Here is a 23,310-nt window from a genome sequence, read left to right as displayed (position 1 = left end):
TGTGCGAATTTCTCCTTAAATGAAGACTGTTGTTGTGGCAGGTCGCGATTATCAGACTGGTCGAATCGAAAGTTCGGTGTTCGTTCCAGCTAAGCGCAGGATTTATTGCAAATCTTGTTCTGGCCCCATGTTGCGGAAACTAGGTGTTGGCGCCTGAGAGTTCGCAAAGACTGTTGCTCTTGTTCCGCCAGTGCTCAAACAACCTTGCGGACTTGTTCCAAAAAGCCTGAAACTTCGTCGCGCAAAAGTACACCCTTGCCTGAAAGATCGGTGGCAGCTCTCATCACCTGATCCGCTTCTTGCCTGGTCTCGCCGGCCATGCTGCTAATCGAGCCGATATTGGAGCTGACTTCCGACGCGCCGACGGACGCCTGATTAATGTTCCGTGAAATCTCCGAAGTCGCAGCTCCCTGCTGTTCCACCGCGGCGGAAATTGCCGAGGCGATTTCGCTAACCTTGGAGATCGTAACGCCGATGGACTGAATGAATTCAACCGCTTGGGCACTCGCAGTCTGAATTTCTTTGATTTGCGAGCCAATTTCGTCAGTTGCCTTTGCCGTCTCACTGGCGAGCACCTTGACTTCCGATGCGACCACGGCGAACCCCTTGCCCATCTCGCCGGCCCTTGCGGCTTCGATTGTCGCGTTAAGCGCAAGTAGGTTTGTCTGATTGGCGATATCGGTGATCAGAGAGACAACCTCGCCGATCTTCTCCGAGGCCTCGGAAAGCGCACTTATGCCTGTGTTGGCTTGTTCGACTTCGCTGACGGCCTCGCTGGCAATCTTGGCTGACTGGCTAACCTGCTGGTTGATTTCATTGACGGATTGGGTCATTTCTTCGGTAGCGGCAGCGACGGAATTTACGTTGCTTGACGCCTCCTCGGCGGCGCCGGCGACCACGGAAGCCTGTTCATTCATGGCTGTCGACGAAGCGCTCATTGTCTTTGCGCTTGCCTCCAGTTGTGTCGAAGCAGAGGCTACAGATTCGACCACACTCGCCATCTGTGCCTGGAATTCACCGACCACCTCGCGGAACGAGGTGACACGGCCCTCCATTGCCTCCATAGCTGTATTGATGGTTTCGCTGGCCTCCCCAAAGGCACCTGTCATCCCCCTGATGGAAATGCGCCGATAGTATCTGTTTTGGGCGACATATTCGAGCGAAGCCTTGGTCTCACGGACATACGCATCGGACCTGTCGATCATCCGGTTGATGGCATGCAGCAGCCTGCCGGCCTCGCCCCTCTCCGTAATGTTCAGGATACGGGCTTCGAAATCGCCTTCCGCGACTCGCTCAACCACTTTGAGTGCCTTTTTGACAGCCGACTTGTTGTCACCAACCAGCATAACATTCCCCTCGCGCAATTTGTCCAATCAGCTGAATTTCTGAACTCAAAGACATGCTATGAACTCGTCATAAGGCATACCGCGCTCGGCCAACATGTCATCGACTCGCTGTTTCGAGGCTTGCAGACCGCTCTTGCGATTGCCGTGTTGGCGCTCTTCGGCAAGCAGCTCCGCGTAAAGCGGCATGATCGTATTCTCGAGAACATGCCGGTCGGGAACACGGCGGTTCGAATGATACCCGACGATTGTTGAGGAGCGGTCCCGGCTTGGAGTGACGTGCGCTTGAACCCAGTAGTGATCGCCGTTTTTGCAGCGGTTCATGACATAGGCGAAGATTTCTCGCCCGTCCTGAATATGTTCCCAAAGCAGGTCAAAGATGCAGCGGGGCATTTCTGGATGTCTGATAACACTGTGAGGTTGCCCAAGGCACTCCTTCTCTGTGTATCCGGCAATGCGCAGGAACACGTCATTGCAGTAGGTGATGCGCCCCTTGAGATCCGTCTTGCTGACAATAATCTCATCTTCTTCGAAGAATCTCTCAACTCCAGTAACAATTACGTCTTTAGCCATACCGGGCTCCAATGTCAGCCTGCGCATCTCTAGCGCAAGCCAGCCAGAGTTTGTGAGCGGCATTATTGCGCATTAGGGGGCTCATCCCACCAAACTGAGCGCCGACCCTGCTGTGGAAGTTTAGTCGCCGCGTGGTTAGGCTCAGAGCAAAATGCCTATATTTGGATAGGCGGAGATGACTTAACGGAATATTACAAAAAGACGAAAATTTGACATTTTACGACAAACAATACTTGCTTGCAAAGAAATTCAATCTTTGATTTAATAATTCTGACTTACAATCAATCTTTCATACTAGATATTTTTTACAAGTACATTTGAAGAGAGTGCACAAGATCGCCTAAATTTATTCGCAATAATTCGCCTATTTTGGGGTCCTTATTCAAACTGCTCAATTCTGAGTGTGAGCAGCGCTCTAATCTTCATCGCGCACTCGCATGATCGTCTGACGGCTTGTGCCAAACTTCCTGGCTATGGCCGACACGCTCATCCCGTTGGCGAGGTTCTCACGGGCTTCTTGTTTCTGCTGTTCACCGAGTGCCGTGGGCCGTCCGAGAGTCTTTCCTTCCAATTTCGCCCGTCTAAGTCCGGATTGCGTTCGCTCTACGAGCACGTCCCGCTCGAACTGGGCAACGGCATTGAGCACGTGCATGGTCATCGTTCCGGCCGAGCTGGTAAGGTCGGCACCGCCGAGCGCAAGACAATAAACACGCACCCCCATATCGGCCAGCGTCTTGACCGTCGAGCTGACATCAATGGCATCGCGGCCCAGCCGGTCGAGTTTCGTGACGATCAGCACGTCGCCAGGCTCGAGCCGATCCACAAGCCGGGAGAATTCCCGGCGCTGCGCGATAGCTGTACTGCCGGAAACTGTTTCTGGAACGATCCGGTGAGGTTCAACGGCAAAGCCAGCAGCTTCGATTTCCTGGATCTGGTTCTCGGTGGTTTGCCCAGTAGTGGAGACCCGAACATAGGCGAAGGTGCGTGGCATCGGTCAATTTCGTCCAAATAGGCTGTCCGAAATATCTCCCCTGTCCAGAACCGCGTCAAGGTAATTTGTGGACAGTTCATTTTACCCTGTCCGGAAATGCTCGTTTTTGGACAGGAAACCTACCTGGTTGCAAGGCGTGTCGATTGTTAGGAGCAGGCGAATGGGGCGAAGGAAACTAATCAATGCCAGTGAGGCACAAACACTGCTGGGGCTTGCCGTGGATGAAGACAGCCTTATCTGTCATTACACACTCGATGCAGGCGATCGCCTCGAATGCGAATTGCGCCGACGCGCCCACAACCAACTGGGCTTTGCCGTTCAGCTCTGTGTCATGCGTCACACCGGCCGCCTCTTGGGCGAGGGCGAATTGCCACCAACGGTGATCATCGAATATTTGGCCGATCAGCTCGACATTGAGCCGCGACATTTTTCCATCTATGCCACGCGGACACAAACCAGGTTCGATCATAGCCGGTATCTGACGGAATATCTCGGTCTGCACCTCGCGAATAAGGACGATCGCCGTGCAGCCTTGGTTGCTGCTACAGACGCCGCCGCTTCTGGGGACAAGGGGTTGCCGATCGCCGAGGCGATTATCAAGGCTTTCCGGGACCGATGTGCCTTGCTTCCGTCTCAGCATTCCATTGAGAAGATCGGGATCGCAGGCCGAGCTCTTGCCCGGCGGCGTGCCGAGGCTGGCCTGATCTCGGATCTAGCACCGGAGACGCTGGAGGCTCTCGACGACCTGCTAGCCGTCGACCCGGTCATCGGTCAGACGCGCTTTCACTGGCTGAATTCGGCTCCGGAGGCCCCGGGCGCGCTGAACCTGGTCGGATTGACAGAACGCGTCATTTTTCTGCGTTCGCTCGCGATCAATCCCCGATTACAAGCTCGTATTCCGTCTGGACGTTGGGACCAGATGGTTCGTGAGGGAAATGCCACGCCGGCCTGGCTCGCCAACGACTTTACCGCCAGCCGGCGGCGCGCGACAATGGTGGCGCAGGTCATCAAGCTTGGTCAGAAGCTCACCGACGACGCGATGACCATGTTGATCAAGTTGATCGGCCGTTTGTTCTCTAAGGCCAACAATCGCAAAAAGCAGCGCCATATGAACACACGCGCCGAAACGGCGAAGGCTTTACAGCTGTTCCTCGACACGATCGTGGCTTTACAGGCAGCCAACGATTCAGGGGAAGATGCGATCGACACATTGAACCGGCAGGTCGGTTGGTACCGGTTGTTGCAAATCAAGCCAGGCCTCGAAGCCATCGTCGAAAGCAGCAGCGCTTCCCCGCTGGCACTGGCGGCCGAGCAATACGGCAACCTTCGCAAATATGCGGCAGCTTTCCTCCAGACATTTTCTTTTCAATCTCGCCGCCGTCACGATCCGTTGCTGGCCGCAATAGCGGTACTGCGATCGCTTTATGCCGAAGGCAGGCGTGTTCTTCCCGAACGCGTTCCGGTTGCCCATCTTGCAAAGTCGGACAGGAAGCTGATCTTCGAGAAAGGAAAGCCCGATCGGCGGCTTTACGAGATCGCGACGCTTGCGCTGTTGCGCGATCGGCTGCGATCTCGCGATGTCTGGGTCGAAGGAAGTCGGGCGTACCGGCCGATTGATGAACATCTTATGCCAAAACCCGCCTTCGTCGCTCTAAAGGAGGAAGACAGGCTAGGCCTCGGGGTACAGCGGGACGGCAGGGTCTGGCTGAACGAAGTCCAGCAGATGATGGACTTCAATCTCAAGCGGCTGGCATATCGTGCCCGCAATGGAAAGCTCGAAGGTGTCAGGCTCGATGCGGGAACCTTGATCGTGACGCCGCATGCCAGGGATGTTCCCGCTGCGGCCGAAGACTTGAACGCCGAGATCTCCGAAATGTATCCGCTCGTCGAAATTCCTGACCTGCTCCGGGAAGTGCATGAATGGACCGGCTTTGCCGACCAGTTCACCCATGTTCGCACGGGTGACGTTCCTCAGAACCTATCGGCGATGTTAGCCGGCGTTCTCGCGGACGGGACGAATCTCGGCCCGAAACGCATGGCCGGAGCTTCGAAAGGGATCAGCGCCCATCAAATAGGTTGGATGCGAACCTTCCACGCCCGGTCCGAGACCTATCGAGCGGCGCAGGCCTGCGTGACCGATGCACATACGCTTCATCCGCATTCGCGCCTTTGGGGCGACGGAACGACCGCATCGTCCGACGGTCAATTCTTCCGGGCCAGCGATCGGGCGGCAAAGCGCGGTGACATCAACCTGCATTACGGCAGCGAACCGGGCACGAAATTCTACAGTGGACTTTCCGATCAGTACGGCTACTTCAGCATCCTGCCGATCAGCCCAACCGAGAGTGAAGCCGTTTATGTCCTGGACGGGCTGTTTGACCACGACACCATCCTCGAAATCGAGGAACTCTTCACAGATACCGGCGGCGCCAGCGATCAGGTCTTCGGACTGTTCCCATTCGTCGGAAAGCGCTTCGCTCCCCGGCTGCGCAACATCAAGGACCGGAAATTCCATACCTTCGAAAGAGCCGATACCTACCCGGCATTGGCCAATCATATTGGCACTCCGATCAACATCACGCTCATTCTCGAGAATTGGGACGATCTCTTGCACCTGGGCGCGTCGGTCTCCACGCGAGTTGTCGCGCCGTCAACCATACTCAAGATGTTTGCAACCTCGTCGAAAGCCAATGACCTGGCCAAGGCGCTCCGCGAGATCGGCCGCATCGAACGGACGCTGTTCATGATCGAATGGTATTCGAGCCAATCGCTGCGCCGGCGGTGTCAGGCTGGTCTCAACAAGGGCGAGGCCGCCCATAAACTTAAACGTGCCGTCTTCTTCCACGAACGCGGCGAAATCCGCGACCGCTCCTATGACAGCCAGGCTTTCCGGGCTTCCGGGCTCAACCTGGTCGTCAGTGCCATCGTGCACTGGAACACCGTTTATCTCAGTCGGGCAGTCGCTCATTTACGTCAGCAAGGCCGGAACATTCCCGATGACGTGCTGAAACACATCTCACCGCTCAGTTGGGAGCATATCAATCTGACCGGCATCTACTCCTGGGACACGGAACAACAAATACATGAAGGCTTCAGGACGTTGCGGTCTACTGGAAATATCCTCCGGGCTGCATGATGTTCACAATCTGTTCGCTCTTAGCGTGTCTACGGGAGCAAATCTTGTTCTGACCCCTATTCGACTGGGACGCCTGTTGGAAGGCTCTGCCGAAGGCCGATTTGCTGTTGTGTGCCTTCTACTCTTCGCTCTGACTCTGGTCTTGATCCTGAAATTCGTTTGAGGGTTATGTAACCTGCTCATTGGTGAGATCCTGAAGCAAAGGACATAGGACGACTAGCCCCCGGTCTTTGCGACCCGAGCTAGTCCCGATGCCCTCAGCGTAGTTATCTGCTCACCGGAGCCGACCCCTCGCTTACGGACCCTCAACTGCCTAGTCATCCGGCGTTGAGGTTGGCAGCTACTTTTCAGCAGCGGATGAGCTGCTGGCGACCACGCTTCTGCCTTTCGGACTGCGCTTGGGCTAAGGTCGCGCCCACTGGTAACCCGTCTCGGTCCCCGCCAGTGTCTTGAAACCACCCAGAGACTTGTTCCTTATATGTTCTCGCGTGCCGATTTTCAATATTGAGGAGAGAAATCCCCTAGTTTCCTGCGGAAAAGGCAGCTTTTCGACCGCCAGCCGGTCGCTAAGCGGGCAAATGACCGATTAGGGCGTGGTCAAATATGTCATTCCCGCTCTGAGGGTCTCGTATGATCAGGGGAGTGGCCGGGTAATTGATATTGGAATGGGTAGTGATCCACGCCGCCGCATCGACAGACATCCAAGATGTCATATCAAGGGTGTCCTGGTGAAGATTTGAAATCGGCTGCGCTAGAATTGGCTCATAGTGAGCGATACGGTTCCGAAGCCGCCGCAAATCGCGCAGCTTCCCTGATATCATAGCGCGCTGAAGGCCTGGGGTCTGAAACACAGGTCGCAGAACTCCCCAAAGGCGGTTGGACCTAGGGCCGAAAAGGGAACTCCAGAAGCCGAAATTAAGCTCGGCTACCATCTGACTGTGGGTGGCAGCCTTTCCCTCGCGCTGTAGGGTCGCCTGGGCCTGGGCAACACACCCCCTCTGGTACTGCTCAACCAGTACACGGTTATCGAAGAGCCACCCTGCACCATGAGCATTGGTAAGAGCCACATCCACCTTATTGCGCAGGGCTACCTCCAACATATGCAATGAAGCATAGAAGTCAGACGACAGTTGCACATTGTAGCTATAGAGGCGTTCCCCTAGTGCGACATCACCCTGGGACCACTGAAGGTAGGTGGAGAAGCGGTCTGTAGAGAGGATATCAACGAGGGGCATGTGTCAGGAATGGCCTTGCATTTATTAGGGGTCTATGCCATATAGACCATGTATCCCCCAGCTGGTCACTGCTCTGCACACCGCTGGGGCAAGTTTTTTCTAGGGTAGGGTCATCCCATGGTGCCCCTCACTGGTACCCTAGCTAGGTTCCCCGATTTGTGAGAACTGCCTTACCTCTCCTAACGAGATACCAAATACCCTCCTGGATCGGTTGTTACAAGCCGAGTGTCCTCTCGCTAAATCGAGCGTAGGCAGTGATGAACGGCTCGGCCGTGGCCACCGACAGGGCCTCGGCTAAGGGGAAGGGTACCACCCAAGCCCTCCCGCGTTTCTCCGGAGCGCGGCCAGCCATTGCGCTGAGGGGCACCCAATAGAACCGACCGGGCTCGTCGAGATTCAAGCAGGCAAAGCTCACCGATACATGAAAATAGTCGGAAAAACAGGATAGTTTCTTCAGCTCGCCCACGTCGAACAGTAGGCAGTCGTCATAGGCAGATTTGGCCTTTACGTCGATGGCCATCATTCCGGCATGGGGGATGCCAATCATGTAATCCGGACGTTTGATTTTGCCTCGCAACCGCTCCGGCACATTCAACCGCGATTGCTCCACATAGAGAAACGCGACACCGGACCAGTTGAGCCAGGCGCGAAAAGCGGCCTCGGCCTCTTCGCCCTTGGCTTTCAACGCGGCTGGTAATCGGAACATGCCAAATCCTGTCCCGGCTCCACCAGGGTGGCAAGAGACAGCCAGGACAAGGTGTGACTGGCTGTGGCCCTTTTGTCATGGCACACAAACCGTGCCGTTCAGCTTAAGATTCAACAGGCAACCCTGATGTTAGATTACCCTTCTTGTCTCGGTACCCAACAAAGGATGAGCCATTGCCAAAAGTATTAGACCTATATTCAACAGTTAATCCATTCGCCTCTGCGAATCCCTTTCTTCTCTTATGATTAATTTCACTTCCAAGAGCCGCGCCAATATAAAAACCCAAAGGAAATGCGATAAACAACGGCCACGCTTTTTTATGGTCGAAATCATAGAGGGAATAAGAAATCCAAATTGCTATGAGCACCGATATGCCAAATATCAAGGCTCCGATAAGGAAACCGACCCAGCCCGAGGGAGGTTTGGTGTAATTTTCCTGGAACTGCATTGCTAAGCCCCCTTTGTTTCATTGATGCACCCAATTTTGACGGGGGTGCAAGTCCCTTGCACCCCTGCCACGTGGCGAACGCGGGGGGCAGAGTGTCAAGGGGTTGGTGCGGCCCGCAGCCCAAGGGGCGAGGACACGGCCCCTTGACACGGCGTTGGGGGCAGCGCCCCCAGGTTCATCCCAACCTCTTGGGATGATGCCGGCGCCGGCACACAGCAACCACCCATGGGCGGGGTATTACAAAACAAGCATCCCCTTGCGCCTCGGTGCGGTCGGGTACAATGGCAAGAGCGTGGGCAAGCGGCATTGATAGGAGCGCCAGACGGGGGTCGAACCCGCATCTCCCGGGTCGGAAACCGGGCACTCTGCCATTGAGCTACTGACGCGCGTGAGGGCGTCACCCGACCGCCAACCGAAGGCGACAAGGGGTGCTTTCCATTAAAGGGTGGGGGTGGTAACATAATACCGGGTCGGAAACCGGGAGAAACGCATCGCTATCAGCGGTGCGTTTTCATTTTCAGACCTGGTTTGCCTCCGCAACAGCGTGTCGCCGTGAAGCGGCGAGCCCCGGCGCGGCATCCACTGGATGCCACCAGCGGCGGGGCTTCTCTTGCGGTTTGAGCGGTTGGATGAGCATCGCGAATCCAGCCCGAAAACGGCAGATGCGGGATTCCATCCCGCTGCGGTCGCCAGGCCGCAAAAGCAGGGTGCGGGGCTGCAAGCCCTGCTGGCCGTCTGAGACGGCCAAGGGGCGGGTTTGGGAGGGTGTCCCTCCCAATGGCCGCAACAACCGTTGCAAGGCCACCACAGGGCCGGGCATAGCCCCAGCCCTGTCACTACCGCTTGCCAGGTAGTGACAGGGCGAACGTCTTTCAGCCGTCGCCCCTGATGGGCACTGCATTAGCCAAGAAAACCGGGGGCCTCGGCCGATACTGTCAGCAAATGTTAGGCGCGCTGGCCTGTCCCCGCATAAGTGCCTGGCGAGTGCTACTCGGCACTCGCTGGAACCAGCAGGAGACATCAGGGCCATGCGTGGCCGCAACTTTTGAAAGGAACTCTAACGATGAAACACAGAACCGCAGAGCATGGTGAGACCATGCCGCAAATCCAGTTGCGGGGGGAGACCCCTGCTCACATGTCGAACAATAATCCAAAGACATGCACGGCCCCACGGGCACGGCGCTGGAATGCCCAGGGAGGCAACCAAAACGAACGCAATTCACGACCTAACGGCCGTAAATGAGACGGCGGCCCCAGGCCGCGAATGCAACCCCAAACGATTGGAGACACTAGGGAACGGAAGAGTACGTCTAGCTAACCGAAATACCGACCCTCGGAAGCTCTCCGGAGCTTCAGCGGCTCGCCTGATATGGCACCGACTGGTCATTAAAACTTACCGAAAGACAAAAGCATGAGGAGCTTAAACCTTGACCTGAAGAACCTGACCCGCCGATGTGGGGAAGGGTCTCTTGCCACGCAAGCCATACGGGCGCGGGGCCTTCAACAGATAGCCGATGAATTGCATGAGCTGGGCTACAAGGTGAAGGCCGCGCGCAACCTGGCTCCCAAACACGTGCACGCCCTTGTCGGAAGCTGGAAGGCCTCGGGCATCAGTGATGCCACGATACGCAATCGGCTCGGCTGGGTGCGCTGGTGGTCTGAGAAGGTGGGTAAGGCTTCTTTGCTCCCAAAATCGAACGATATTTTCGGCCTGTCGCCACGCGAGAAATTCAGCGGCAACAAGGCTCAAGAATTGACGCGGGATGTGCTCGATGCGCTTGACCCGCGTGTGAGCCTGGCGTTGCAGGCTGAGCGCCTTTTCGGGCTTCGCCGTGAAGAGGCTTTGAAGATGCGGCCGCGCACCGCTGACCAGGGCAACCGCCTGGTGCTGCAACCAAGCTGGACGAAAGGTGGCCGTTACCGCGAAATTCCCGTGTGGCATCAGAGGCAGCGGCAGCTACTCGACGACCTGCACCGGGTATGTGGTGACGGGTGTTTGATTGGCCCCGGCCGCAACTATGTGAAGGCCCTTAAGCACTACGAAAACAACACCCTAAAGCACGGTGTCCGGAATGCGCATGGCTATCGCCACCGCTATGCCCAATGGCGCTACAAAACCCTTACGGGCTGGGACTGCCCGGCCGCTGGTGGCCCCACGGTCAACCAGATGACGCCCCCACAAGAACGACGCGACCGGCATGCCCGCCTGCGCATATCGTCAGAGTTGGGGCATGGCCGTCTCGATATCACGGACACGTACCTGGGCCGCCGTCACGCGCCCCAAACCCGGAAGGTAGCGTGATATGAGCGTGACAAAACCCTTTGACGCGAAAGAAGCGCTCGACCGGATGCGGGAGCGCACACGGGAAACCCGTGAGCGCGTGGCCGGTGAGGTTTTCAGCATCGCCAACGTCAACGACGTGTTGTCGGAAGCATCTGCCGCTGGCCTTTCAGCCGCGTTTTTTGAGCCGGAAAACCCAATGGATTTATCCGGCGCCACAGCAGCCGTCGCAATGGTAGAAACCCTGCGACGGGCCGGATTCCTAGTGGAATGGCAAACGCGCCAGAAGGTCAACGGCGAGCCCGAAAAATACCTTAGAGTGAGCTGGGGAACTGATGCCAAAGGTCATTCAGACTAAACTGTACTCAATCCGGCTCCCGCTCCATATCCCGTTTTTTGGCTTGATTGGCCCTCTTCTTCGCTTCTTCTCGTTCTTGTTTCTTTTGCGCCAAAAGTCTTTCGTATTGTTCTGAGGAGACGGGGTCTTCGCGAACATGCTCACGGGCGGCTTGGATTTCCCAGCCCAGGGCGCCGATCTCGTTGTCCAGCTCTACCATCTTGTGCTTAAGCACCCGGCGCATGAGCGGTGAGGAATTTTCAAGACGGGCGCGCTCTTGCTCCAGTTTTTCCAGTTTTACTTCCATTTTATGGAGGTCTTCGGCGTAAATTTTTGGAGACATGATGCAAACCTCAATTGCGGAAAATACGAACCGCTTTCTCAAAGGTTAGAAGGGCCTTTTCCAGCACTGTGATGCGTTTTTTTAAGATCATCTGAAGCTCTATAGAATCTTCAAGATTACGCTCCCACCTCTCTCTTTCGGATGCCGTTTCAGCGAGCTCGATACATATCTTAAAATTCTCGTCTGATGCTTCCGCTTCGGCAAGTAGCTTCTTGTTCGTGGAGATCTGCCTCTGAGCACTGAGTTTGTCCTGACTTATTTCAAACAAAAACTCCTCGGCGGCTAGCATCCCTTCATCATCTATACTTCGACCCATAGCGCATTGTGCCAACATCAGTATTTTTGGCAATATATTTCACTACTAGTCCGGCTCCCATTCTCGGTCGCTCCAACGTTTCCTAGGTCCGGATTTAGACCTCGATTTCAGCATTTGGATCGTCGTCTGTTTTCCGCGCCCTTCTGGTGGCGGCACGTGTATATCGCGCTGCTGCTCAAGTTCGTCCAAGAGTTTAGCTCGGTCGATCTCCTGCCAGTATTCCCGGCGCATTCTCCCCCTGTCGATGGAAGGATAGTCAACTTGCCGGAATGGGGTGCGTGCACCAGCACCGTTGCGGTATGTACGCCTTCGCGATACTGGCGAGCGACCTCGTTCCAGAAACGCTCTGTTCCGAGGGCCTTGGTGAATCTGAGGCTCCCGTTTGATTCCTTGCGCTTTCAGGGTCCGAGCGTCGATACGCTCGGCTCGACCTGCAAGCTCCAGGGCACGGTTCGCGTGGTCTTGCCACAGGTCACGTAGCCGTTGAGTGGAACCGCGTTCTGTGGTTCCAAAAACGCGCTTTCCAGTCTCCAAATCTCGGTCACGAATTACAAGGTGACAGTGAGGGTTATTTGCATCCTTGCCTTTGTCATGATGAGCGGCAATCCATGCCGCTCTACCGTCGGTAATTTCTTCTGCATAGCTTTTTACGAGTTCATGACGTTGTGTTGCCGTTAGCTCTCGAGGCAAAGCAAGCATGATCTTATCTGATACACGCCCATTCTTTCTGCCGGTGTCTTCGGCACTGTTGAAAAATGACCGAGCTCCCTCCCGATCCAAGGGCATTCGGGCACCATCCAATTTTCCCAAAGCACTGCTACGGGTGATGTAGTTGATATGAGCGCCGGTCGTATAGGGCTTTTCCTGAGTACTTTTTCCAATTGGTTTATGATTGAGACTATAGATCGCCACGGCAAAAACCTTGGTGGGGCTTCGGGTTTTGGGACAAAACCCATAAGTGCGCACTAAAGAACGTTAAGCTACAATCTGCTATTTGATTAGGCAAGGCATTCACTACCGCCAGCGCCACCAAAAAGAAGCTGCCTTATGACGAGAAGTCTAACTTGACTGCAACCGACTGTGCAGCTCGTATTGCTGGTCATTTTCCGCTGCAGCCTTGGGAGATCGCGAGTGCAGACATACAATCCGCAGACAGTTCAAAGCGACACGATCATTAACCTGCCCTGGCTAAGGCCTCACGATCAGCAAATGGAACAATTTGGATACGAGGGTGTACATGCGAATGTCAGAGTCCCTGCGGGTGCTAATGTCTATGTAGACGTCGCCAATCAGAAAGCGCGAATACAGGAACCCGGCGGCAGGGTTTACTCTTGGTATCGCAATGGCAAAATGCGCTATAATCCCAACGAAAAAAGTTGGGACATGAAATGGCTGGAGCTAGGTTCCGGTTCAGACGCCCAAGCAAGCTTCCGTCCGATGTACGATGGTTGCGACGATGAAATCGTTCAAGCTTCGGGATATGAATTCGAGGCAGACGGCCTCGAAGGAAAGCAGGACACCTATTTTCCCCAATTCGTTGAGCTGCTGCGAGACCCGTTTTTTAACCCTGCGGGCTTCCGGCTGGAAAGTGGCCTCTACAAGAGCGACATGACGGGAATCTGTTTCTATCTGAATTTCGGCGAGGACGGCTCGAAACCTAGACTTGAACCCATAGAAGAGACCTTGCCCGCTACTCTTGATTTTCCTTACCGCGCAATAATCAGCCTAAATGAAGATCTTTCCCCGTCTTCCAGCGAAGACGCCATTCCAAGCGGGGGCTATCACTCGCGAGTTACCAGTTTCCACATCGCAACGGGTGCTGTGAGAACGATTGAGATCCGAGACAAAAATCACCACTCATACAAAATAAGCGGTGATGACATGGTGCAATATATGCACGAGGGCAAAATTGAGCTGATAAGCGTCCTTGAGGAAAACTGGCGAAATTTCTAATGGAAAAAAAACTTCTTCCTTCGGAGCGTCTGCAAGCTAGGCTTTCGGCGATGGGTCAACCTACGCCTCGAGCGAACGACGACCCTTCATTGCAATTTATTGAAATGGCAGAGGACACGTTCGCTGACCCAATGCGGGTCATCAGTGCAAGTTGGACAAAGCAAGATCCAGACCCGTTTCTTTTCTCCCGTCCGGCTCATGAGTTTTCCGAGATGGAAGCGTTTGCCTTCAAACTTGTCATGGTACTCGCAGGCTTGGGTGCTATCGACCGCGATAACGCGGAGCATATTATTGCCACCATCACCTATGCCGATGGAAAAGCAAACGTACGTCGTGTTGCGCCACCAATGATCGGACACCAATTCCCCGAATACCACCAACTCTCGACCTTTGGACACAGAAACCAGATCCCCCCCTCCTTTTCGGGAATCGCACCAGAAATCAGCCGATTGGCGGCCTTAGCCCGAGAATGTCCTTCCCCCGCCGTGCGCGCCTGGGTCGCCAAATATGTGGGATCGAGACCGGGGGAAATTCACGCTTCCGCACTATTCAGCGACCAACCAGATCCACTTCATCTGCCACTAGGACTGAACGCTCAGGGACAATTGCTGTACTACCGCGGAGAGGCCTCACTCTTAACGGTTGCCCCTCCAGGGAAGGGTAAAACGCAGTGCCACATTCTCCCGACGCTGCAACACTATCGGGGGCCCGCCATCGTGCTCGATATCAAGGGGGAGTGTTTCGCCAACACAGCTGAATGGCGCAAACAGCATGTCGGGCCGGTATTGCGCTTCAACCCTGTCGAACCGGGTAACAGCTCGCGATACAATCCAATTGCCTTTGTAGATGCAGATCCGGACGAGCTTTGGGAGAGTTCACGGTTCCTCGCAGATTTGCTTGTTGTTGTCCAAAGCCAGTCTGATGCCACGTGGGAGTCTCAGGGAAAAGAACTGCTCACCCTCATAATCGCCTTTGTCGTGTCGGCCGGAGAGCCGCACGAACGAACGATGGCAACCGTGCTCGACTTCGTCGCCACGATCGACCTGGAAGATATGCTAGAGCACGTCAAGGCGCCCGAAAGTGGGTATCCTGGCGCTATGCGGCGGACTGCCGCCCGATTTTCGCAGATGGCTTCAAACGCGCCGAAGCAGTTTGAAGGCGTGCTTGGGGGAGCTTCCCAACACCTGCAGGTGTGGGAGGGACCCAAGGTCGAAAAAGTCACAACCGGTACGGATTGGAGGCCAGAAGACTTCCGCAACGCACCCTACCCTACCCTTTACCTGTGTATTCCGCCGAACGCGGTTGAAACCTACTCGCCGCTGCTACGGGTCATCGTCGGTCAGCATGTCCGGCGATTGATGCAACATCATGAGAAAACAAGCGCACCTGTCCTGTTCCTGCTCGACGAACTACCGCGCCTTGGAAAAATGGAGCCTATCCGCGAAGCTCTAGAAGTTGGCCGGTCATATGGCATCAAGCTCTGGATGATCGCCCAGTACCCCGAGCAATTGTTGCAAGCTTACCCCGGCGTAGGTGACGGCATGATGGATAGCTGTGATGTGCGCATGTACATGAACCCGTCAGCAGCGACAGCGGAGAAAATCGAAAAGGCGTTTGGAAAGGCGAATAACATCTTTAACAAAAAGGAGACTGCCCACATTGCGGCGACAGAGATACTTGGTCCTAATCACCGAGACAGCATCTTTGTCCTTGCATCAGGAGAGCAACCTCTCATCTTAAAGAAGAAATTCTTTCATCGGAATAGTTATTAGCCTAGTTTTCGTAATTCTTCTTTATATATAGCAATATGCTGCTCAGTGTTGTCTATAGATATGGACAATTCAGTTCGGCTCATACCCGGACTCATACTCATAAATAATGACATTTTACGCGAATGATCCCTTTCTAATTCTGATATTACATGCTTTATTTTGTATCTTTTCTCCTCTTTTTCTTTCTCTAAATTTATCTTCTTTACTTTTACAACTTCCCATGCAGATGCAAATTCTTCAGTAAATATTATTGGAAGAAGTGTTTTTACAACCTCATCTTTTTCCAATTCCTTGAGAACATCCCTCCAAGTTTGGTTCTTTACATCATTGCCGCTATTCATCCATCTAAAGCATGCATCAATCACCATTCCTTCCACGGACTGGGTGTATTCCCGCAACGCGGTCTCGTTATGGCTATATAGATTTTTTAGAACCATGAATTTATATTTATTTACATTGTCCGCGTGCAAGTTTTTCTCGTTTGAGATCTTTAGATAAGTATCGAATTTTTCTTCATATTCCTTTCTTTTCTGTAGAAAATGTGCTGACCTTGAAGCAGGATTTCTTCGGCGCATTTCTGGAAGTTCTTTGTAAATCGCACTGTTATCAAGTTTTCCGAAAAAGAGATCCTTAAACCAGTTCATTTATTCCCCCTGTGTTTTCTACCCTCGGTTAGTGAATACGAAATAGAATGGCCGTCAATGCTGTTTCTGACGCTGGCCCAAGCGGATTTTTTGCGCGGGCGCTCCGCGCCGGTTGCAGGGGGCTCGGCCGGTCGATCCTCCAAATTTTCGAATGTGCAACACCTACCCCCTGGGGGCTGTCTGCCCCCAGACCCCCGAGGATATTTGAAAAAGGATTAGGACGGTTTTTAGAAGCGTAGGCACCGAAACCCTGTCTTGATAGCCAAAAACGCCTCCACGAGCTTCCTAGAGCCTCTGAGGCATTATCCGGAACAGAGTTCTTGGCAAGAGAAGCTTTGTGTGATTCAATTCACTCACGGTACAGGCTGGGAAGCCGATGACCGTAAAGGATTAGGACGCCATCAGGGAAACTTGGTGGCGTTCTACGTTTGAAGCCCCTTCAAAAACTAATCCAAAATTTTGAAAATCTCCTTTTTCTGAAATTCTGTAAGAGGGTTTCTGTAAAGAGCTTTCTGTAGAGACATTTCTGGAGTCTTTCTGTTCCTTATATATAGGGCGCCACCTAATCAGCGTGGAAAGCGCCACCTAATCAGCGTAACCCCGCCACCTAATCAGCGTAGATAGGAGGTGACACGCCACCTAATCAGCGTGGCCCCGCCACCTAATCAGCGTAGTGTCTCCCTCAAATCCTTGAAAACAGGGGCAATTAGATATTCGAAAGCGCCACCTAATCAGCGTAGCTAAAGGTGTGAAAAAACTACCTTTTTCGTGCTGTGACTCAGGCTTTCAAGGTGCGTTTGGGAATTGCCAGGGCTGTGGCGTCGGCGGCCTCCATCTCGAGGCCACGTTCGGTCAGCTTCAGAGGGATTTTCGGGAATATCTCTTTGAGGGCGGCAACGTCATCAATCATCGCAGCCTTAAAAGCGCGGTCGCGGGTATACCCTTCCCCGAACTGGCTCTTGAGCGGCTTCCAATCCAACACCAGTTTGGTTTGCAGTCGCGTGATGCGATAAGTGACCCAAAGCATCAGGTCGAGACGACGGGCTGAATTTGACAAGGCGCGCAACACACGCACGTCGATGGGCAGCGCGTGGTTCTTCAGCTCGCGGTAAAAATCTTCGGAAAAAGCAATGGTGGTCGGCCATAAAGATTTTTGATTGGCGTTCTCGGGGAACCAGAGTTCAACCTTATTCAAAGGCTTTACGTCCACCTGTCCGGAGCGTTTGCCGTCCCATGTGCTGATTTCCATGCGACAGGCAGCGAGGGCACGCAGTTGCTCTTTGAACGGTTCGATATTGCCGTTGCGACCGCCACGGGGTTCGAAGCCCATATCGCGCATGAAGCCGGAAAGGGTCTCCGAAGTTTCCACGATGGGCGAATTGTTGCGCAGAGCCTCGGTGGACAGGTGCGCCATGATGAGGCGGGCCTTGGGACCGTAGGGAATGGGCTGCTGGACCCTTTGCCCGTCCGGAGAACGCAGCTTGCCAGCGGTGACGGTGACAGCCATGCGGCCTTGCTTGCGCTCGAACTCAGTTTCCCCGTCTGGCAAGGCCTTGTAGGGCAACCCGCAAATCGCCAGGGGCGTGGGCATGTAACGAAGGTTGTCGGTAGACAGCCCTTCGTTCTCAATCACTTCGCGGATGATAGCCCTGCGGCGTTTCTCGCGGGGCATAGCGGCCAGTTTAGCGGCTCTTTCCTGTGCGGCTTTTGCCTCGGCGTCTCGCTTTTCTTGGGTCGATACGAGGCTACTGGCATACGTCTTGAAGATACGCCTATCCATGCTTGTGCGGGCTGACTCCAGCCTTTCGCGCAAATCGCTGTCGCGGATAAGTGATTCGTCAAAGTCGTTCATACGGTGAGGCTATCTGATTTGCTTCTATCGGCCTATGTGGGCGCCCAATTTTTCAGCGATTTTCCTTGTCCAGAAGGCGCTCGATAGCCTCGCAGTAGGATACACCTTCCCGGTCGCAGTAAGCCTTGAGACGGTCGATAGTGCGCTTGCGGCCGGTAACGGTGATTTTGTCCTGAGGTTCTGTCCGTTTCGGGCCGGGTTTACGGCGCGTGCTGGCTTCGCGAGACACAAAGCCCAGCTCTTGCCCGTTTTGTAGGACACCGGCAATGTCGGGGGCCGGTGCGACAGGTTTCGGACTGCTTTGGGGAAGCTTCACAGTATCGGCCGTTACTTTGGCCCCAAATCCGTAATTCGTCATGCTGCCGCCTCCTGCCGGGGAAGATTGTTGACAACCTCCTGGGCGAATGTCTTGGCGTTCTCGATGGCCGAAGCGAGGGGTTTCAAGGCCCTCTCCTGTTGGGAAGGTGTGCTGTCCCTCACCTCTTCACTAGCCTGGTTGTACAACTCTCGCAGAAGGTATCCCTCGCGGAAAATCCGGGTGTACGGGGCGCGGCGCACGATTGCCGTTTCCAATACCGGCACGTCGCTGGCTTCCATGTCCTTGCGCACGTCTTTTTCGTCGCTCGTCTGGAAAGCCGCATTCACGCGGGTGAGGACAAGGGCGTGGCCGATGGTCTTCTTCATCGCCCGGCTTGTGCTCCGGACCAACTGAACGGCGCGGGCCGCTTGTCGGGCTTCCATCGGTGTGGGTTCGAAGGGAACAAGCACCAGGTCGGACTGGCTTATGGCGAAGGTTACGAGCGTGGATGCCGTCCCCTCAAGGTCGATGATCAGATAATCGGCTTTGGTCTGAATGCTCTCCACCGTGTCTAGAAAGGCTGCCTCACTCGGGAGCGGCGTAATCTGGAACGGAACCCCCCTCCCGTCGTCCTGGCGCTGTGCAGCCCACTGGATGATGTTCTGGTTGGGGTCACAGTCAAGAATGGCGACCGAACCGCCAGCCTCGTGGATTTGCTCGGCCAGAAGCATGGCCGAAGTGGTCTTGCCGGACCCCCCTTTCGGGTTGGCAAAGGTGATGGTGAACATGGCAGGTCCTTTGGTTGTTGAGAGAATCCTAGGCGCTATTGTTAAATGTATCATTAACTTTGATGTTGATGGTGATGTGAATGGTAACTCTAACTTTAGCGTTAAAGTTAGAGTTACCTATCTAGTGTGCTGAAAATATGAAGAATCTGACGAAAGCAATGCCTTGAAGTGGAGTGATTTCCCGCGTGTAAAACCCGTGGGGGGTGATGCGGAACGGCGACACACGAGCGGCAAACGACGGCCCGTGTGAGCCGTCCGGTCAATATTCCTCGGCCAACATGATGGTGAGGACGCGTATGGTCTTGTCTGGATTGGAAGGGTCTTCCGAGGCTCTGCCATCGCAATCTAACTCGCCGTCGATGTTGGGGGCGTAGTAGTCGATTTTCCAGAAGACATGATGACCGGCGACGGTTACGGAGCCGAAGTCGTGTTCGCCGTGTGGGTCATTGTCAGGTGTGAAGTCACTGAAGCTCCGTACAGCGTTCAAAATTGAGGGGAGGGCATATCCTGTAAGGGTGGCAATCCCTCGGGTGATATGAATGTGACCGTCGTGACCGGTCGTGCGCAGAAGGTCGTTCAGTTCGCGGATACGGAGAGTGTTCAGGTTTGTCATGGCTTGTGCTTTCGTTGGTTGATGCGCCGGAGCGCACCTCCCAAAAAAGCGGGGGTAGGGGCGGCTGTCCTGCCCAACTCGGGTGTGCGGGCAGGGTATGGACAGCCTCTCCCCACCGCTTAGGGTGCGCCCGGAATCCGACGCATCAGCCCGAAAGCCAACATGACAAACCTGAAGGGCTCCTAGTCTCTATCCGGTTGAACTAGGCTCTGCTCATTACGGTGCCTTCGCTGCCTTCATACGTTTGCTAAGTCGTTGCAGGGTGGAACTTGAACAGCCTGTGGCGTGCTGGATGGTTGCCCAGGATTGACCGTCCTGAAGCATGCGGACAATGGCGGCGTTGCGCTCGGTGTTCTCTCTGCGGCCCTTGTAGGCACCGGCCTTTTTGGCAGCCTCGATGCCCTGCGTTTGACGGTGCCTCCGGCTGTCGTAGTCCTTCCTGGCGATAGCGGCGAGCATATCCAACATCATGCTATTGATGGCTTCGAAGATGCGCCTGTGCAGGTCGTCCTGCTCGGCGGTCAACATTGCCCATGAGGTTGGCAGGTCGAGTGCCACAATCCTCACCTGCTTGGTGGCGATTTCAGATTTGAGGCGCTCCCAATCCTTGGCAGTAAGGCGGCTAAGACGGTCAATCTGTTCCACCAGGAGAACGTCACCAGGATGGGAATCCGCCAGGAGCCTGAACAACTCCGGACGCTTGAGAGTGGCACCGCTCTCGTTCTCGATGTACTTGGCGGCAATCGTCCAACCCCGAGCGACCGCGAACGCCTGCAGTTCGTCTTGGGCGCGTGCCGCGTTCTGCTCCTTGGTGCTGGCCCGGAGGTAAGCGCGGATGAACATGGGGCAGGGGACTTTCACTTCGATTTAAGTGGTTCGATTGTGAGTCCTTCGATTTAAGTCGTCAAACACTATTTATCGAAGTGCCGTTGACTCACTTCTCTTGAGGTATACCTAAATGGAAGTGATTGTCCGTTAGGATTCTCAGGCTCCAATCACATGACCTTGAAGCCTTCTTCCAAAAGTTTTCCCATAGGCCCATGAGAAGGTTCTAGCCACTTCTTCTCAACCATACGTTCGAATGCCGCCGCGATTTCCTCGCCAGAAAAACCTTCTTGCTGAAGGTCGGCACTGACCTGTGGAACAGGGAAAATCTCTCCGGCGCGAACTTTCCTTTTCTTTATTTCGTTCAATATTGCGCGTTCTACTTCAGCATCTGTTGGCAAATTGCTCATTTTGTCTCCTTTACATGCTTATTTAGTTCCCCGAATTCCATTTCCATAACTCTTCCGATGAGGAAATTTCTTCTATTTGGGAATGCAAACCTGACTCCTTGAGTGCTCTGTCAGCTACGTGAGTAAATAAAGGCTCTGATAAAAATCAGAAAAATTATGACCTCTAACTTGTTAAGCTCCCTGAAAATCAGAAATTGGAACTCTTTACTGGAACTGATAGGCCGCAGATAAGTATTGTCAAATTAGACAGTGCTACAAGCGATTTCAACTTAAAGCGTCCATTTCACCCTGTGGAAAGGGTTAATTCGACGATTTTTTACCTTGATTGCGGACGGCGAATCCCCACATCTAGAGTCATAGATTTGAATTTCCGCCAAGGAAGGTACTACATCTATGGTTAATGCAGCACCGCTTTCTGAAGCCGAATTGGTGCATCCTGCGGTTTCAGTGATTGCCGAGCATGGCGACCCGCATTCGGGCCTTTCCATTCATGAACTTGCCCCTCATGTGCGTGAATTACTTATTCCTTCCCGAGAAGACTTGGCTCCTCTGGAAAATCGGAATGATGACCGCCTCAGTCAGAAAATCCGGAATTTGGTGTCTCATCGGACTTTGGAAAAACGCGGCCTGGCGATCTACTGCAAGAACGATGGCCAGACACATGGTCGCTACGTTTTGACCGATCTTGGTTGGAATGTAGCCATCTCTAGCCTGTGAGGACTGACGATGGTGCACAAGCCTCCAGATACAAAATACCTCGATGTACATATGGAAGCTCAACCGACGCACGTCTGCTTTCACGTCGCCTTGAGCAAGCGGATTCCAGCAATTTTACTTTCATCCGTCTCCGGATTCCTCGGGCGGAATTGGAAGTTTATTGCCGCATTAACCGTTTTGTATTTCCGATAAGGATTCCGTTAACCATGATCTACGTATCTGAACGGAAATCTGAGTACCCCGAGCCGCGCAGCTGCGCCCAGGGATTACTTCTATATCTATATAAAAGAGACCAGCGATGAGTAGGGAAGTTAGGGTGGAAGTTGCGCGGCGGCGCATCCCTAAAATTCTCGGCGCTCATGGCATTGCCGTTATGCGGACAATTGAGCACAAAATTGCCGACGCTGGCCCATATAACCAACGCATCAATCCGCATCTCATCTCCGAAGCTCGTAATCAGCTATTGAAAGAGGGTGTAATTATCCGGTCGTACCGGGACGGTGTGCCTTGGTTTCATTTGAGCGACGCGCCAACAGACTTTGTCGAGGAACGCTATCAGGAGCAGTTGCCTGTCTTCCAGGAGGTGGGGGAGCAGCGGTTCACCAGGCGCGTAGGACAGTCTCTGGAAATCTGTGTCCAAAAAGCTCTCGATGCACAGGATCACCTTGATTATTTCGGGAGGTTCACAGACCTCAACGAACATGACGACAGCACACTCTATTCAAAGGAAGAGCCGCCTTCCCATCTAGGCGCGAGAGAGCTACCCAATAAGCAAAAACTCGACTTTTTGGTGAGAAGTCAAGAAGGACGGGGTTTATGGGCTGGAATTGAGGTGAAGAACGTTCGCCATTGGCTGTACCCGCACCAAGAAGAAATTTTGGAACTCCTGAGGAAGTGCACGACGCTCGATATCGTCCCCGTTCTCATCGCTCGCCGCATTCCATATGTGACAGGACTCCTGCTGCGTAGATGCGGGGCTGTGACGTGGGAAACATTACGCCAAAGATATCCATCAACCGCCGAGGACCTCGCTAGTCGCGCGCGACATAAGAGGCTTCTTGGCTATTCAGATATTACGCTTGGCACAGAACCAGATGGCCCGTTGAGGAATTTCATTGGCAAAAATTTACCGGCCGTTCTTCCAGAACAAAGAGCTCTGTTCGATGAATATAAAGATTTGCTCTCCAGCTTTGGACATCAAAACATTTCATACGAAGAATTCGCAGCTAGGGTTAGGCGCAGATACAATGGAACTAACGAAGACTTTGATAATGATGAAAATAATTTTTCAGAAGAAATTTAATATATAAATCATAACAATGTTTATTATACATTTTGCGCTGAAAATAAACCGCACTTAATGTAAGTGCTCTTCTTGTTAATACGTGTAATTATAGAATTTATTCTTATAACAACTTTAAAATGCCGCCTAGCACTTAATGGCCTCACGACCAGCCGACAATCCAGTCATTGTCCCATATGGGCGACTTGTAATTGGAGTTACTCGATGCCTCAATCAAATGACCGACTGGCTATTCGGGGTCAGAACAGGAGCTGTTCCCGCAGACACGCTAAGGACGAACGGATTGTGAACATCATGTTGGGGTCAGAACAAGATTTGCTTAAAATCCTGCGCTAAGCTCGAACGGACTGTGAACATCACGCTGTCCGAAGGATCCGACCTGGGCTTCGCAACGACCTGAATCCTTCAGGAATTTGTTGCTCTGTG

The 23,310-nt window shown here is 53.7% G+C and carries 22 protein-coding genes and 1 tRNA gene; 7 read left to right on the top strand and 16 right to left on the bottom strand.

The genetic code is table 11. From position 1 onward, the window contains the following. Positions 1-194 precede the first annotated feature (194 nt). The 3 genes from HEP89_RS29610 to HEP89_RS29600 all read right to left on the bottom strand — a co-directional run bounded on the left by HEP89_RS29610 (position 195) and on the right by HEP89_RS29600 (position 2,907). Positions 195-1,346 carry a HAMP domain-containing methyl-accepting chemotaxis protein gene (locus HEP89_RS29610; RefSeq protein ID WP_168693847.1) on the bottom strand — a complete coding sequence of 384 codons (1,152 nt, stop codon included), beginning with the start codon at positions 1,344-1,346 and terminating at the stop codon, positions 195-197. Positions 1,347-1,391: 45 nt separating this feature from the next. Then, positions 1,392-1,916, bottom strand: a complete 525-nt coding sequence (locus HEP89_RS29605; protein WP_168693846.1) for a PAS domain-containing protein — start codon at positions 1,914-1,916, stop codon at positions 1,392-1,394. A 415-nt stretch (positions 1,917-2,331) separates the two neighbouring features. Continuing rightward, positions 2,332-2,907 carry a recombinase family protein gene (locus HEP89_RS29600; RefSeq protein ID WP_168693845.1) on the bottom strand — a complete coding sequence of 192 codons (576 nt, stop codon included), beginning with the start codon at positions 2,905-2,907 and terminating at the stop codon, positions 2,332-2,334. 160 nt (positions 2,908-3,067) lie between these two features. On the opposite strand from HEP89_RS29600, the gene HEP89_RS29595 reads away from it, so the two are divergent. After that, positions 3,068-6,043 (top strand): Tn3 family transposase, encoded by a 2,976-nt coding sequence (locus HEP89_RS29595; RefSeq protein WP_168693848.1) that lies wholly within the window; start codon positions 3,068-3,070, stop codon positions 6,041-6,043. A gap of 1,449 nt (positions 6,044-7,492) precedes the next feature. Here HEP89_RS29595 and HEP89_RS29590 read toward each other — a convergent pair. The 3 genes from HEP89_RS29590 to HEP89_RS29580 form a co-directional block, all read right to left on the bottom strand. Further along, complete coding sequence (locus tag HEP89_RS29590; RefSeq protein WP_168693844.1) at positions 7,493-7,984, bottom strand: hypothetical protein; 492 nt, start codon at positions 7,982-7,984, stop codon at positions 7,493-7,495. 103 nt (positions 7,985-8,087) lie between these two features. Further along, positions 8,088-8,432 carry a hypothetical protein gene (locus HEP89_RS29585; RefSeq protein ID WP_168693843.1) on the bottom strand — a complete coding sequence of 115 codons (345 nt, stop codon included), beginning with the start codon at positions 8,430-8,432 and terminating at the stop codon, positions 8,088-8,090. A 314-nt stretch (positions 8,433-8,746) separates the two neighbouring features. Then, positions 8,747-8,818 (bottom strand) — tRNA-Gly (locus HEP89_RS29580). A gap of 1,025 nt (positions 8,819-9,843) precedes the next feature. Between HEP89_RS29580 and HEP89_RS29575 the strand changes: the two genes are divergently transcribed. Beyond that, complete coding sequence (locus HEP89_RS29575; RefSeq protein ID WP_168693842.1) at positions 9,844-10,734, top strand: phage integrase N-terminal domain-containing protein; 891 nt, start codon at positions 9,844-9,846, stop codon at positions 10,732-10,734. A gap of 1 nt (position 10,735) precedes the next feature. After that, positions 10,736-11,071: a hypothetical protein gene (locus HEP89_RS29570; protein ID WP_168693841.1), complete on the top strand. Its 336-nt coding sequence runs from the start codon at positions 10,736-10,738 to the stop codon at positions 11,069-11,071. 7 nt (positions 11,072-11,078) lie between these two features. On the opposite strand, the gene HEP89_RS29565 is transcribed toward HEP89_RS29570, so the two are convergent. Genes HEP89_RS29565 through HEP89_RS29555 form a run of 3 tightly spaced genes read right to left on the bottom strand, consistent with a single transcriptional unit; the run spans position 11,079 to position 12,621 of the window. After that, a complete protein-coding gene (locus HEP89_RS29565) occupies positions 11,079-11,393 on the bottom strand; it encodes a hypothetical protein (protein ID WP_168693840.1) in 315 nt (104 codons plus the stop codon). A gap of 10 nt (positions 11,394-11,403) precedes the next feature. Further along, positions 11,404-11,742, bottom strand: coding sequence for a hypothetical protein (locus tag HEP89_RS29560; protein ID WP_168693839.1), 339 nt, complete (start codon positions 11,740-11,742; stop codon positions 11,404-11,406). Between the two features lie 12 nt (positions 11,743-11,754). Beyond that, the gene (locus HEP89_RS29555) at positions 11,755-12,621 is read right to left on the bottom strand and encodes a MobA/MobL family protein (protein WP_168693838.1); all 867 of its coding nucleotides are present in this window, start codon (positions 12,619-12,621) and stop codon (positions 11,755-11,757) included. 219 nt (positions 12,622-12,840) lie between these two features. Between HEP89_RS29555 and HEP89_RS29550 the strand changes: the two genes are divergently transcribed. Next, positions 12,841-13,662 carry a hypothetical protein gene (locus HEP89_RS29550; RefSeq protein WP_168693837.1) on the top strand — a complete coding sequence of 274 codons (822 nt, stop codon included), beginning with the start codon at positions 12,841-12,843 and terminating at the stop codon, positions 13,660-13,662. Continuing rightward, positions 13,662-15,434 (top strand): type IV secretory system conjugative DNA transfer family protein, encoded by a 1,773-nt coding sequence (locus HEP89_RS29545; RefSeq protein ID WP_168693836.1) that lies wholly within the window; start codon positions 13,662-13,664, stop codon positions 15,432-15,434. Before HEP89_RS29550 ends, HEP89_RS29545 begins: the two co-directional genes overlap by 1 nt. Here the strand turns inward: HEP89_RS29545 and HEP89_RS29540 are convergent. The 7 genes from HEP89_RS29540 to HEP89_RS29510 all read right to left on the bottom strand — a co-directional run bounded on the left by HEP89_RS29540 (position 15,431) and on the right by HEP89_RS29510 (position 20,864). Next, entirely contained in the window at positions 15,431-16,078 is a 648-nt protein-coding gene (locus HEP89_RS29540) for a hypothetical protein (RefSeq protein WP_168693835.1), read from the bottom strand. The genes HEP89_RS29545 and HEP89_RS29540 overlap by 4 nt on opposite strands. A 778-nt stretch (positions 16,079-16,856) precedes the next feature. Continuing rightward, a complete protein-coding gene (locus HEP89_RS29535) occupies positions 16,857-17,930 on the bottom strand; it encodes a replication protein RepA (RefSeq protein WP_168693834.1) in 1,074 nt (357 codons plus the stop codon). 52 nt (positions 17,931-17,982) lie between these two features. Beyond that, a complete protein-coding gene (locus HEP89_RS29530; protein ID WP_168693833.1) occupies positions 17,983-18,288 on the bottom strand; it encodes a hypothetical protein in 306 nt (101 codons plus the stop codon). Beyond that, positions 18,285-19,016 carry a ParA family protein gene (locus tag HEP89_RS29525; RefSeq protein WP_168693832.1) on the bottom strand — a complete coding sequence of 244 codons (732 nt, stop codon included), beginning with the start codon at positions 19,014-19,016 and terminating at the stop codon, positions 18,285-18,287. Before HEP89_RS29525 ends, HEP89_RS29530 begins: the two co-directional genes overlap by 4 nt. A 259-nt stretch (positions 19,017-19,275) precedes the next feature. Continuing rightward, positions 19,276-19,629 (bottom strand): DUF3768 domain-containing protein, encoded by a 354-nt coding sequence (locus HEP89_RS29520; protein WP_168693831.1) that lies wholly within the window; start codon positions 19,627-19,629, stop codon positions 19,276-19,278. Between the two features lie 216 nt (positions 19,630-19,845). After that, entirely contained in the window at positions 19,846-20,472 is a 627-nt protein-coding gene (locus HEP89_RS29515; RefSeq protein WP_168693830.1) for a recombinase family protein, read from the bottom strand. A 152-nt stretch (positions 20,473-20,624) separates the two neighbouring features. Next, positions 20,625-20,864, bottom strand: coding sequence for a hypothetical protein (locus HEP89_RS29510; RefSeq protein ID WP_168693829.1), 240 nt, complete (start codon positions 20,862-20,864; stop codon positions 20,625-20,627). Between the two features lie 393 nt (positions 20,865-21,257). Between HEP89_RS29510 and HEP89_RS29505 the strand changes: the two genes are divergently transcribed. Together HEP89_RS29505 and HEP89_RS29500 are read left to right on the top strand one after the other, a co-directional pair. Further along, on the top strand, positions 21,258-21,581 hold the full coding sequence (locus HEP89_RS29505) for a hypothetical protein (protein ID WP_168693828.1): 324 nt from the start codon (positions 21,258-21,260) through the stop codon (positions 21,579-21,581). A 298-nt stretch (positions 21,582-21,879) separates the two neighbouring features. After that, on the top strand, positions 21,880-22,884 hold the full coding sequence (locus HEP89_RS29500; RefSeq protein ID WP_168693827.1) for a hypothetical protein: 1,005 nt from the start codon (positions 21,880-21,882) through the stop codon (positions 22,882-22,884). Positions 22,885-23,310 lie beyond the last annotated feature (426 nt).

It is taken from the genome of Labrenzia sp. 5N, from assembly GCF_012395805.1.
Lineage (GTDB): Bacteria > Pseudomonadota > Alphaproteobacteria > Rhizobiales > Stappiaceae > Roseibium > Roseibium algicola.
The sequence above is the reverse complement of the archived record's forward strand: the minus strand, read 5'-3'. Positions and strand labels throughout refer to the sequence as shown.